This window comes from Pseudomonas sp. DC3200b2 (assembly GCF_049895785.1).
GTDB lineage: Bacteria > Pseudomonadota > Gammaproteobacteria > Pseudomonadales > Pseudomonadaceae > Aquipseudomonas > Aquipseudomonas massiliensis.
Window position 1 is genome coordinate 22038 of the sequence record NZ_JAFCTA010000002.1, and the last position, 12492, is coordinate 34529.

Sequence of the window (12492 nt, forward strand, 5' to 3'; positions counted from 1 at the left end):
CACGGCGGGGTCGCCGCTGACGCTGAGCGTGCCGCCTGGGGTGATGCTGAGGCTATCGCTACCGCTGAGCGACTGCGAGGTAGTGCTGGGGCCGCTGAGGGTGACGGCCAGGGTGCTTGGCGCGCCGAGCGCGGCGATGACGACGGCGATGGCGGCCGCGATCGCTGACCGTTGGGGGTTGACTGACATCCGGAAGTGGCCTCGTGCCTTGTATCGGGCCGATCTGTATAACGAAGCGATGTTTCCGCTTTGTGTCAGCATGGAGACAGGACTGGATTGCTTGCTGTAAGAATTTCGTCATGCCGGGACGCTAGCGTAGAGCGGCCGCAGGCGATGGTTTCCTGCCGGCGCCTGGAGACCTTGAATGACTACCTTGCAAGCACCCGCCCCCCTGAGCCCTGTCGCCCACCTGGCCGGTAGTGAATCCACGCTGCGGTCCCTGCGCTTCCTGCGCAAGGAAATCCTGGGCGCGGCCGGTACCATCGATCTAGAGCAACTGGCGCCGACCTTCAGGGCCAGCGCTGCCAACCTGCTGGGCTACCTCGCCTTACGGCGGCATGACATTCGCCTGCTCCAGGCCAGCCTGAGCGAGCTGGGCCTGGCTTCCCTCGGGCATTGCGAAAGCGATGTGCTGCGCGCGGTAGACCAACTCATCAGCCTGCTCGAGGCACTCTCCGGTCGCGGCTCGCCAGAGGCGGCCGGCCCAGTGCAAACACCCTGGGGAGACATGGAAGGGCGACTGGTAGCGCACCTGGAAAGTCTGTTCGGCCTGCCGCCACGCGGCGATCATGGGCATATCATGGTGACCATGCCCAGCGAAGCGGCTGACGATGCAGGACTGGTCGAGGGCTTACTGGCGGCGGGCATGACCTGCCAGCGCATCAATTGCGCCCATGACAGTCCGCAGCAGTGGCAACGGATGATCGAGCATCTGCGTCTGGCCAGCCGCAAGCTCGGCAAACCGTGCCAGGTCGCCATGGATCTTCCGGGCCCGAAACTGCGCACGGGCCCGATCGGAGCAGGCAGCGCGGCCTTCAAGGTCAAGCCCAAGCGGGGAGAGACAGGCGCGGTGCTGATGCCCGCCCGCTTGTACCTGAGCGCGCAGGCGGAGCCCCAAGGCCCGGCTGTGCAAGTGTCCGATGCCCTCCTGGCGGAACTGCGGGCCGGAGATACGCTGGGCTTTCGTGACGCCCGGGGCGCCAAGAGGACGTTGCAGGTAATCGAGCGCGACGAGCAGGGCTGCTGGGGGGAACTCGTAAAGACGGCCTACCTCACGGCCGGGTTGCGCCTGAAACTCAAGCGCGGCAGTGCCCGGATCAAGGGCAGCATCCTTGCGGTACCGGCAAGCGTCGAGCGGATCAAGCTCGAAGAGGGCGATACCCTGGTACTGACGCGTGCCCTCGAGCCTGGCGTGCCTGTACGCAAGAGCGAAGCGGGCAAGCGACCCAGTGCTGCCCGTATCGGCTGCAGCCTGGCGGCGGCTTTCGAGCGCGTGCGGCCAGGTGAGCCGGTGTGGTTCGACGACGGCAAGATCGGCGGCGAGGTGCTCGCGGTCACCCCTGCCAGCATCCAGGTCCGGATCACCCATGCCCCCGGTGGTGCCAAGCTCAGGGCCGACAAAGGTATCAACTTCCCGGACACGGACTTGGGGCTCGATGCCCTGGGCGAAGAGGATCTCCAGGCCCTGGCCTTCGCTGTGGAACATGCGGACATCGTTCAGCTGTCATTCGCCAACCGGGCCGCGGACGTGCGCGCGCTGTACCAACGTATCGAGGATCTGGGCGGCCAGCGCTTGGGCGTCGTATTGAAAATCGAAACGCGCCAAGGCTTCGAGCACCTCCCTGAATTGTTATTGGCCGGCATGCGCGGCCCTCGCTTCGGCGTGATGATCGCGCGCGGCGACCTGGCGGTGGAAGCAGGTTTCGAACGCACCGCTGAATTACAGGAAGAAATTCTTTGCCTTTGCGAGGCGGCTCATGTACCGGTGATCTGGGCTACCCAGGTGCTGGAAACCCAGGCAAAAAACGGGGCGCCTACCCGGGCCGAGATCACCGATGCCGCCATGAGTGCCCGCGCCGAATGCGTGATGCTGAACAAAGGGCCCTACATCCTCAGGGCCCTGGCCACCTTGCAAGATTTGCTCGGGCGCATGCGGACCCATCACAGCAAGAAACGCGACCTGATGCGGCGCTTGAAGGTAGCCGACCTGTCAGCCGCCGAGGCGCGATAGAGTTTCTGGAACCCGCGTGCTAGAGCGATTTCATTTGACCTGGATCCTTCCTGCGCTATCCTGCGCGCACTTTTTTGGAAGGAATTGGACGATGGACGTCAGTATCGAAACCAACGCCGACACCGGCGGCGTCACCGTGTGGCTGGATCAGCAGGCTATCGCGTTCCCGTCGCTGGATGCGGCCCAGGCCTATGTGGCCACCCTTCAGGCCCGCATCGAAGCCGCGCGTCACAGTTTCGTCCAGCGCGAAAGGCGGCCGTCCCTCGCCGTCGAGGCCGAGTGATCCGCGCGCATCCTCTTAGCCTGCCGGGTCGGGCAGAAACGCCTTGAGCTCACCCAAGGCGACTTCAGCCTGGGCCAGTTCCGCAGTGGAAGCCTGCTCCCAGAGCGGGCGCAAGGGTTGCAGGTCGGGTTCGCTTTCTCCTTTCAGGCACCACTGATGGTGATCATGCCAGGAGCCCAATGCCGCCTGTACCGCCTTGAGCGCTTTGGCGCCCTTGGCCGACAGTGGAGACAATTGAGGGAAGGCCTCGGTCAGGTAGCGGGTGCGCTTTACCAGGATGCGCAGTTGATGGCGGTCGAACGTCGGATCTTCCACGGCCTGCCGTAGCTTGGTCAGGTGCTTGTCCAGGGACTTGACCACAGTACGAGTCAGTGCCTTGGGGTCGTCTCCCAGCGGGCTGGCGCGAAAGCGCTCCGGCCATTGGTCAAGGGCGCTGAAGAGCGCGACCAGGGTAGGGGAGGCGGCGATGCGGGGATATTCCGCTTCCAGCTTGCCCAGCCGATGCGCGGCGGCTTCGTCCAAGCCACGGTCGTTCAGTTCACCGGCCATTACTTCCAGGTCCCGCGAGGGAGTTGTCAGCCGCCCCACCTCGGCGGCGGCCTCGCGCAGGGGCGCCATTTCCGTTAGTTTGCGCACGGGTACCAGCAGGCTGCGCAGGCGGCGCACCGCAATGCGCAGGTCATGCAAGGCGTCGGCGTCCGAACCTTCCCGCAGTCGCGCGCGCGCGCCCCATAGCGTCACCTGCAGGCGCAGGATGGTTGCCACGTAGTCATCGGTGAATGCCATCGAATGCCCTCCAAACGAAACGTTGTCGAAGTAATGACCACGCTGTGGGGCAGGTGTGCCGACGAAACGGCGAGTGGCGATAGCAATACCTTTTAGGTAAGGATCAGGCCGCGCTACGGTCCGATGCCCGTGCCGGCTGGATACTGTCCAGGTACTGAGCCTTGAGCGAGGCGGCAATCTGCCCCAGGAGAGGATCCTCGTGGAAATCGGCCAGCAGCTCTTGGGTCAGCCGTTCCACCTGGGCACGGGCGGCGGTGACGCTGGCGGGGAGGGCGGGGTCGTAGCGCAGGTGTTGCATGGCCACGTCCAGGTGTTGCAAGGCGGGTTGTGCGCGCTCGATGCGGGCGCGGCGCTCGGCCAGGGATGTATCCATTTCCACCTCCGTGTGCGGGTTCGTCAGGCGCCCAGAGCGATGCGGCAGTGCGCTTGGGCAAGCGTGACGATTTTGCTTCGGAAATATGTCATTTGTATGACAATGTTTGGGCCGATGCCAGCGTCTGCCAGCGCTCCATGAGCAGCGCCGCAGACCCTGGCTGGTCGTCAGTCAGTCAATGGAGCCGCACGATACGACCGGCACTGTCCGCCTGCCCTACGGGCTGATTCAGTTCGGCACTGGTACGCAGGTAACCGACCAGGGCATCCACGTCGACCAGGCCCGTGTCCTGCCGGGCGGAGCCAGCCTTGAACAGGGTGAAACCATCCCCGCCTTCGGCCAGGAAAGCGTTGGCCACCACCCGATAGATACCGCTTGGGCTGACTGGCCTGCCGTCCAGGCGCAGGCTTTGCGGAACTACCCGCTGGCCGACCGGACGGGCGGAATCCCATTGGTAGATGAAGCCCGAGGACACCTGCAAGGGGTTGAAGCCCTTGCCTTGCCACTGCTGGTTGAGCAGGGCAACGATTTGCTCACCGGTGAAGTCGGCCAGCACCAGGGTATTGGCAAACGGTTGCACGCTGGCGGCTTGCGCGTATGTAAGCGGCTCGCCCGGAGCCTGGGACAGCTCCGCGCGGATGCCGCCCAGGTTCATGAAGGCGATCTGGGCGCCCCAGGGTCGGGTCTGCTCTAATTGAGCATCGCTGATCAGGTCCCCCATGGGCGACTCGCCGTTGGCCTCGACTCGGCTACTGACCAAGGGCACCGCAATGCGCCCGGCGGGTGCGTTCAATACCTTGTCGCTGCGTACTTCCACTTCCTGTTGCAGCGCGGCCAACGCAGGGTTCGGCGCATAGCGCTGCGGGTCGACCGGCAGGTTAGCCGCCGTGATGGCGGTCACTCGATGCGCCCTGGGATCGATGGTCAGGGTCAGGCGCGTCAGCAGATGGCCATAGGAGCCTCCCTGGGTTACCAGCAGATGGCCCACCTTGCACAGGTAGCCTTGATGAGAGTGCGCGCTCAGTAGCGCGTTGACCGCCGGGTCGAGTCGTTGCGCCACCTCGACGATCGGCCCCTTGAGCTGTGAGCAATCGGCCTGGTCGAAGGGCTCCGGGGTTCCGCCACCCTGATGAACCACGGCGACTATGGCATCGACGCCTTGCGCCTTGAGCTCAGGAACCAGGCGGTTGATGGCCTCGGCTTCATCCGTGGCGCGCAGCCCCTTCATGCCCGCGGCGCTGACAACGTCCGATACATCCCTGAGCACCGCGCCCACGAAGGCGACTTTCACTCCATGACTTTCCTCGACACGGTAGGCTGGTAGCAAGGGCTTGACTGTATCGGTATCGATCAGGTTGGCGGCCAGGTAGGGAAAGCCGCTGCCTGGGTAATCCTTTCGGAAACTGCAGGCCTTGCGCGGCCGGGGAGATTGGCAGCCACCGTTGACCTGGCGTAGAAGCTCGACCTTGCCTGCGTCCAGTTCGTGATTGCCGAGGCTGCTCAGCCGCAAGCCCATGGCATGCAAGGCCAGCAGCGTAGGCTCGTCGGCCCACATAGAGGAAATGGCCGGGCTGCCACCGATCAGATCGCCGTTGCCGATGAACAATAGCTGCGGGTCCTGCTTGCGCAGCTGATCGAGCATGCCGCCCAGGGTCGCGATGCCGCCCAGGTTCAGGGTGCGTTGGCTTCCTTGCGGGTCGCTGACTCGCCAGGGATTGGCCTGCAGGTACCCATGCAGGTCATTGATGGCGACAATGTTCACTTGCACAGGCGCCGGTGGTTCGCTCGGTGTCCGACTGCAGCCGGCGGCGAGCAAGGAAAGAAGCAAGCCCGCCAGGCGGGGATAACGCATCTTCATCATGAAAAGGCCGCGGTTTGTTCAGGGGGAGGGATGAAGCGTAGTAAAGGCGCCCGAAGGGTAGGGCGCCTACTCTCAGGCGGTACGGTACTGGGCGCCTTGTAGCGGGCGCTGGGCCGATTGATCGTCGACACCCCCCATGGCGGCCCGGATCAGCAGCATCTTGAGCTGATCATTGATACGGGCCAGGCGGTCCTGGAACAGGTTGTGAAAGATCACGCAGAACAGGGCGATGGCAATACCGAGACCCGTCGCATACAGGGCCGTACCGATACCCGCGCTTATCTGGCCAGGGTCAGACACGCCGGCGCTGGCCAATGCCTTGAAGGTATCGATGATGCCGAGAATGGTACCGAGCAGTCCAAGCAAGGGCGCGGCTGTCACGATGGTTTCGATGATCCAGAGGCTTCTGGCCAGCGGCGCCCGTGAACTCAGGTACTGGGTTTCGATCACATCGTCCAGATCCTTGCTGGTACCGCCGGCGCTTTTCTGCCGCAAAACTTCTTCCACCATGGTCAGTGGCAGGCTGGGTCGGCCGCGCTGCCCAGCGCTCAGGCCAGCATCGTTAGTGCCCGCTGGGCCCAGTTGCTCATAGAGCTGACGCGCCTGGCGCTTTACATAGGCGAAGTAGAGTCCGCGTTCGACAATGATGAACAGCGCGATGGCGACGGCCCCGTACATCACGTAGAACGTTACATCATGGAGCAGGTTGGTATTCATTCAAGCCTCCAGAGGCAAAACTAGAAATTGGCTTCCAGGGCGACGGTAATGGTGCGCTCGACGCCGACTATGTACGCCGGGTCGCCGTCACGGAACCCGTTATAGGTGGCGGAGTTGGTTTTCACCGTATACACGCCGTCCAGGTATTCCTTGTCGAACAGGTTGTCCACGTTCAGACGCAAGGTGGCGCTTTTGAATACGCGCTTGTCCACCGGCAGGTAGATGCCGGCGCCCAGATTGAACACAGTTCGTCCGGGGATGCTTTCGTCGTTGGTGAGGTCACCGTACATCTTGCTGGTCAGCTTGCCGCCGAAGGTTGCGTAGTAGAGGCCATTGTCCCAGCCAATGTTGGCGGCGAGCATGTGCTCGGGCACGTTGGCGAATTGCTTGCCGGAGGTAGGCAGGGTGACCAGGGTTCCATTGTTGTAGACCTGTAGGTCGTCCTGCTGGCGGGCCCGCGTGTAGGTGTAGGACGTGTAGTAATTGAAGTCGTGGGGCAGTAGCCCGCTCCATTCCAGTTCCAGGCCGTAGTTGTTGACCGTACCGGCGTTGATGTCGGTAGCGTCGCCGTTGACATCCTTTGAGGAAACCTGGCGGTTCTTAAAGTGCATGTAGAACAGGCTGGCCGAGAGCGTCATGTCCGGTTCGACGAAGCGCCAGCCCAGTTCGTGGTTCCAGCTGATTTCCGGCTTGAGGTCGATGGCGTCTTCGGAGGCGTCGTAGAGCGCATAGTTCTGCGGCACCCGCATGTTCCGCGAAAGGCTGTAGAACAGTTGGTTGCGGTCATCGAGCTGGTATTTCAAGCCGGCGTTGGGCAGGAACTTATCGTAGGTCTTGTTCCGCTTTTCCGGCGCCTCTGTGAGGCTGCCGTGGTTGGTGCCTTTGCGCTCCACGTTCAGGAAAGACAGGCCCGCGTTGAGGGTCCAGTCCGGTGCCAGGTACCAGGTGTCCTGTGCCCAGACCTTCTGCGCCGGCGTTTCGGTGAAGCGGTTGCGGCCCTGGACGATGTTGCCGTTGGCGTCTGTCACCTCATCGCTATCAGGCCAGATGCTGTCTGGATTGCCGCTGCTGTCGATGCCGATGAAGGGCTGGGTTTGCCGCTGCCGCGCATCCTCGTACCAGTAGCCGAACTGCAGGCTATGGTCGCCAAGGTCCCAGTTCACTTTGGTGGTGATCCCCGGGCGCCAGGTCTGTGTGCGTGAGGAACGGTAATACACGCCGCTATTGGCGGTGCCGTCAGCGTTGTAGTCGGCTGCCGAGCCGAGGTTGCTCAGGTCATACACCCCGCTGCTGCTGGAGCCGCTGTTGAGCGCATAACTGGAGCTGCCCACGCCTCCACCGTTGCCGTAGTAGTAATACGGGATGACGTCCATGGACAGGTTATCGGCCAGCTTGAAATGCGTGTTCAGTACAGCTGTGAAGGTCTCGAAGGGGTTCTGGGCCAGGCCGTAGTAGCTGGTGATCTTGCCGTTGGCATTGCGGGTGGCCACGGCCGGGTAGGGGTCGTAGTCGCGCCCAGACTGGGTGTATTGAGCCTTGGTCAGCTGGCTGTAGCTGTTGTTTTCCTGCTTGTGGTACTTGAGGATGAGGTTGGCGGTATTGCCGTTCTCGGCTTCGAAGAAGCTGTTCCATTCCACCTTGTCAGCGCGTACCGCGCCATTGCCCCGCCACTTCTGACCTTCCTCGTGGGACGCCGAAAGCCAGTTGCTCAGCCCGTTGAACTCACCGGTATTGACCCGAGCGAAGGTCTTGTAGGTGGCGTTACTGCCGGCGGTCTGCTTGACGAACACGCCTGCATCCTTGGTTGGCCGCAGGGTCACGATACCGATGTTGCCACCGCTGGAACCGATGTGAGGCGCATCCGCTTCAGACGCGCCCTGGGTGACGAAGATCTGGTCGATGTTCTCAGGGTCGCCGAGCAGGTTGGAATAAAGCGCGTAGTTGCCGGAGTCGTTGATGGGCATGCCGTCCACGCTCATGCCGACCTGGTCCGAGTTCATCCCCCGCATGGTGAAGCGAAAGCCCGAGAGGCCCGTGGCATCCTCGCTGGAAATGTTCAGGCCTGGCGTGTACTTGAGCTTGTCGATGGCATTGGCGGTGGCCGTCTGTTTGTCCAGGGCTTCCTTGGTCACCGTGGAGCGGGATTTGGCGCTGTCCTCTGGCACCATGTAACCGCCGCCCTGGGTAGCCTTGCCTTCGACCTTGATGGCGCCGATATCGGCGTCCTCGGTATCGGCGGCGAACACCATGCCGTGGGCCAGGCCAGCGGTCACCAGGGCCAGGGTAGTCTTGCTGAACTTCATCACATGCTTCCTATGCCGACCGTGCTTCATTGCACGCTGTAGTTGAAGGTGGCGGTAAAGCGCTGCTGATTGCGGCCACCGAAGGCTTGCTCAGGGAAAGGCTTGACTTGCTTGATGCGCTTGAGGCTCCCGGCCGCCGCCCGATTGAGCAGCATGCTCGAGGCGGGTGTTTCGATGCCTGAATCCAGTACGTTGCCGGCGCGGTCGACGAGCAGCCACACCACCACGTCGCCCTTCGGGCGCTCCAGGGAGGCCTGGCGACCGGTGGGGTACTGCTTGAAGCGGTCGATGTCACTGCGCAGCCCCTGCATGTAGTTGCCATCCAGGGCGGCGCTGTCGACACGCGGTGCTGCAAGTGCCGGCTTGGCTGGCGCGGGAGCGGGCGCCGACGTGGCCTGGGCCGTCTGCAGCGCGGGTGCCGGGCTGGCGGGGGCCGGTTTAGCCACCACTGCCTTGGGCTGGGCTGGCGCGGGCTTGGCCGAAGGCTTGGTCGGCTCAGGCTTGGGTCTGGGCTTGGGTTCGGGCTTGGCTGCCGGCTTTGGCGGTGGCGGCAAGGCGGCCTCCGGTTCCTCCTCCACAGGCGGCGGTGGCGGCTCCAGGGGCGCCGGTTCGCTGACGGGCTCGGGCTCGACCATGGCAAGCTGTACGGCGGATTCGTCGTAGACCGGCTCGATCTTCAGCGGTGTGGTGCGCAGAACCATCAGGCTCGCAGCCACGGCAATGGCCGCAGGCATGGCGCCCAGCCACTGGCGATTGCGATAGAGAAGATAAAGGCTCATGACTTACGAGTAGCGATGGAGACGGAGGTAAAGCCACCCGCGCGAAGGGTGTCCATGATCTGCACTAGGCGATCGACTTCCACGCCCTTGTCGCTGTTGACGATGACGGTGGTCTTGGTATCCGGCTTCTGCTGCGTCTTGAGGGCGGGCACCAGGCCCTCCACGGTGATGGCCTGGCCGTCGAGCTGAAGTTGGCCATCAACGCCCAGGGTGAGGATCGCCTTGTTCTGAGGCTTGAGTTGTTGCGCGCTACTGGCGGCGGGAAGCTGGGTCTTCATGCCCAAGGCCGGAATCACGTTCAGGCTGACCAGCACGAAGAACACCAGCAGGAACATCATCACATCGATCATCGGAATCAGCTCGATGTGGGCCTTGCGTTTTTCTGGCTCGTCCCAGGCTCTCATAGGGCCCCCTTGCTTTGAATGAAGCCGGGACACTAGCAATGGCTCATGAAAAATTTGTTAACAGAAATTTACGATTAAAAGGCTCTGCAGCAGGCTTTGGCGACGTTTTCGTGAACCTTTGAAGTTGTCATCAAGCGGCAATCCAGCCTGGCCATGCTCGGGCCATTTGACTGAGCGGATAACAGTGATGACCAGCAAAGCTTCGCCTTTTGACCCGGCCCGCCGGCAATTCCTCGGTGGCATGGTAGCCGGGGCGGGCTTGGCGCTACTGGGCAGCCGTGCGTGGGCCAGCGGCCTGGACTTTCCCTTTTCGCTGGGCGTGGCCAGCGGCGACCCGTTGCCCGACGGTTTCGTGATCTGGACCCGCCTGGCGCCGGTCGGGGCAGGGGGGCTTGAGGTTCCGTTACCCTCGGCCGTCCCGGTGCGCTGGACGGTCGCCAGCGATGAAAACATGCGGCAGGTGGTCAAGCGAGGCGAGGTCGTTGCCGAGCCAGGTTGGGCCCACAGTGTCCACGTGGAAGTGGCAGGCCTACAGCCTGGCCGCCCCTATTGGTACCGTTTCGAGGCCGCTGGCGAGCTAAGCTCCGTAGGCCGCGCGCATACCGCGCCAGGCTCCCGCAGCCTGGCGCCAGCGCGATTCGGGTTCGTTTCCTGTTCCCACTACGAGCTGGGCCATTTCAGCGCCTACCGGCACTTGTCGGCAGAGCAGCCAGACCTGGTGTTCTTCCTGGGAGACTACATTTACGAGTACTCCCTGGCGCCCGGGTCGGCCAAGTTGCTACGCGCCCATGACCTGCCGGAAGCCACTGACCTGGCCGGCTACCGACGCCGCTACGCCCAGTACAAGCGGGACCCGGACCTGCAACTGCTGCATTCCACAGCCCCCTGCGTGGTTACCTGGGATGATCACGAGGTGCAGAATGACTATGCCAATCGCTGGTCCCAGGACGCCGGTGTCGACCCCCAGGCATTCCTGCGCCGACGAGCAGCCGCTTACCAGGCGTTCTACGAGCACATGCCGCTACGTCGAAGCCATGCACCCCGCGGCCCGAACATGCGGCTTTATCGCCGGCTCGACTACGGCCGTCTGGCCCGTTTCCACGTGCTTGACGGTCGCCAGTACCGCAGCGAGCAACCCTGCATCCCGGCCAATGGTAGCCACCGCGGGCATGTCGCCAGCGCCGACTGTCGCGACCTTCAGGACCCGGCCCGCAGCCTGCTGGGTTGGGAACAGGAAGCCTGGCTCCGCCAGGGCTTGGCGCAATCCACGGCGCTGTGGAATGTGTTCGCCCAGGATCTGCTGGTGTCACCCTTGCTCCAGCGTGACCCTGCCAGCGGCGGTCTGGGGCACTGGACGGATGGCTGGGATGGCTATGCCGCGACCCGTCAGCGGTTGCTGGCGGCCATCGAGCACACCCGGGCGCGCAACCCGGTATTCTGGGGCGGGGACATTCATTCCTTCTGGGCCACGGACCTGCATCTCGGTGACAAGGTCGGCGACGGCAAGGTGGTGGCCAGTGAATTCGTCACCAGCTCGGTGACTTCGGATGGCCCGCCTTTCGAGGCGTTCAACGCGCTGCTGCCGCTCAATCCGCAGGTGAAGTTCTTCGACAGTCGACCCCGGGGCTACGTGTCAGTCACCTTGGATGACCAGGTCATGGATGCTCGCTTCCAGGCGATCTCCGAGCGTCGCGACCCGGCCGCCACCCTGGCCACGCTCAAACGTTTCCAAGTGGAGGCTGGACGCCCCGGCGTGCGGGTGTTGTAAAGCCTAAAGGCGCAGGCTCTCGGGCCCAGTGATCAGGGTTTCGATCCGGGTGCCGGTGGCCAGTTCCTCGTTGCTGAAGCCGTCATAGCTGGCCAGCTGGCCAAAGCGCAGCCCGGTCAGCTGCTCTATCTGCAGCACGCTGCGGCGGTAGGTGCGCAGGGCGCCGAACACCAGGTCCAGTTGGTCCAGTTCGCGGCTCTGGTCGATCATGTAGGCGCTCGCCGATGGCTTGCCGTCGTCGCCCAGGTAGGCCACCACCTTCCAGAACGCCTGGGGGATCTTCACGCCCCGGTACACGCGGTCGCCGTCGCTGAATACAGGGCCGGTGAATACCGTAGCCCGGGCTTTCCAGCGCTGGGTGTTGTCGAGGATGTAGTCTTCGAGCTCCAGCCAGGTCTTCTGGTTGAACGCGCTCATCTGCGGCGAGCAATTGGTGAAATGGAAGGTATCCGCGTTGGCGGTGGTGGCCTGCTTGCCCCAGTTCGGGTCCTGGCGGCGAACCAGGTGCCCACGATCCAGGCCATTGTTGGCATAGAGCGAGTCGCCTATCTGCGCCTCGATCGGTACCCGACCATCATAGGCCCAGCTGTCCCGGCTACGCGGCACTTCCACGGCCTGGCTGCCGTCGATGTTCACCCCCACGCACAAGGCCAGCCGGCGGGCGCGGGACAAGGTGATGGAAAAATGGGTGTAGTCCAGCCGGCTGCCGCCACCCGCCAGGGCAAGGACATCCCCGGCCAAGGCTTCGCTTGGGCTGGGCCAGGGCACTTGAAAGTCGCCGAGGAAATCGTCCTGGTAGCCTTCGCGGTCTTTCAACGAGGTTGCCGGTGTTACCCGCGGTCCAGCCGCGGCCTCGAGCAGGGTAGCGGTGGGAGAAACCGAGGCCGGCGTTGGCACCAGCGGGCGCAAATCGGCCAGGCGCGGGCGGTGGTCTAGGTCGATGTTCAGAACGGAATCCGGCACGGTGCGGCCTCTCGATGGAAAGTGA

At 63.5% G+C, this 12492-nt stretch carries 11 protein-coding genes; 3 read left to right on the forward strand and 8 right to left on the reverse strand.

Annotation, left to right across the window (positions count from 1 at the left end; translation table 11 throughout):
• Positions 1-364 precede the first annotated feature (364 nt).
• Both ACP691_RS05860 and ACP691_RS05865 read left to right on the forward strand, forming a co-directional pair.
• Complete coding sequence (locus ACP691_RS05860) at positions 365-2230, forward strand: pyruvate kinase (protein ID WP_426198549.1); 1866 nt, start codon at positions 365-367, stop codon at positions 2228-2230.
• Positions 2231-2321: 91 nt separating this feature from the next.
• Positions 2322-2513, forward strand: coding sequence for a hypothetical protein (locus tag ACP691_RS05865; RefSeq protein WP_426198550.1), 192 nt, complete (start codon positions 2322-2324; stop codon positions 2511-2513).
• 15 nt (positions 2514-2528) lie between these two features.
• On the opposite strand, the gene ACP691_RS05870 is transcribed toward ACP691_RS05865, so the two are convergent.
• The 7 genes from ACP691_RS05870 to ACP691_RS05900 form a co-directional block, all read right to left on the reverse strand.
• The gene (locus ACP691_RS05870; RefSeq protein WP_426198551.1) at positions 2529-3299 is read right to left on the reverse strand and encodes a CHAD domain-containing protein; all 771 of its coding nucleotides are present in this window, start codon (positions 3297-3299) and stop codon (positions 2529-2531) included.
• A 103-nt stretch (positions 3300-3402) separates the two neighbouring features.
• The gene (locus ACP691_RS05875; RefSeq protein ID WP_040262592.1) at positions 3403-3672 is read right to left on the reverse strand and encodes a hypothetical protein; all 270 of its coding nucleotides are present in this window, start codon (positions 3670-3672) and stop codon (positions 3403-3405) included.
• 175 nt (positions 3673-3847) lie between these two features.
• Positions 3848-5533, reverse strand: a complete 1686-nt coding sequence (locus tag ACP691_RS05880) for a bifunctional metallophosphatase/5'-nucleotidase (RefSeq protein WP_426198553.1) — start codon at positions 5531-5533, stop codon at positions 3848-3850.
• A 72-nt stretch (positions 5534-5605) separates the two neighbouring features.
• Positions 5606-6250 carry a MotA/TolQ/ExbB proton channel family protein gene (locus ACP691_RS05885; protein ID WP_426198555.1) on the reverse strand — a complete coding sequence of 215 codons (645 nt, stop codon included), beginning with the start codon at positions 6248-6250 and terminating at the stop codon, positions 5606-5608.
• Between the two features lie 20 nt (positions 6251-6270).
• The gene (locus ACP691_RS05890; RefSeq protein WP_426198557.1) at positions 6271-8553 is read right to left on the reverse strand and encodes a TonB-dependent receptor; all 2283 of its coding nucleotides are present in this window, start codon (positions 8551-8553) and stop codon (positions 6271-6273) included.
• A 26-nt stretch (positions 8554-8579) separates the two neighbouring features.
• Positions 8580-9332, reverse strand: coding sequence for an energy transducer TonB family protein (locus ACP691_RS05895; protein WP_426198559.1), 753 nt, complete (start codon positions 9330-9332; stop codon positions 8580-8582).
• Positions 9329-9736, reverse strand: coding sequence for an ExbD/TolR family protein (locus ACP691_RS05900; RefSeq protein ID WP_426198560.1), 408 nt, complete (start codon positions 9734-9736; stop codon positions 9329-9331). The genes ACP691_RS05895 and ACP691_RS05900 overlap by 4 nt, the downstream gene beginning before the upstream one ends.
• A 187-nt stretch (positions 9737-9923) precedes the next feature.
• Here ACP691_RS05900 and ACP691_RS05905 point away from each other — a divergent pair, with 187 nt between their 5' ends.
• The gene (locus ACP691_RS05905; protein ID WP_426198562.1) at positions 9924-11504 is read left to right on the forward strand and encodes an alkaline phosphatase D family protein; all 1581 of its coding nucleotides are present in this window, start codon (positions 9924-9926) and stop codon (positions 11502-11504) included.
• 3 nt (positions 11505-11507) lie between these two features.
• On the opposite strand, the gene ACP691_RS05910 is transcribed toward ACP691_RS05905, so the two are convergent.
• Complete coding sequence (locus tag ACP691_RS05910) at positions 11508-12467, reverse strand: DNA/RNA non-specific endonuclease (RefSeq protein ID WP_426198564.1); 960 nt, start codon at positions 12465-12467, stop codon at positions 11508-11510.
• Between the last annotated feature and the right edge of the window lie 25 nt (positions 12468-12492).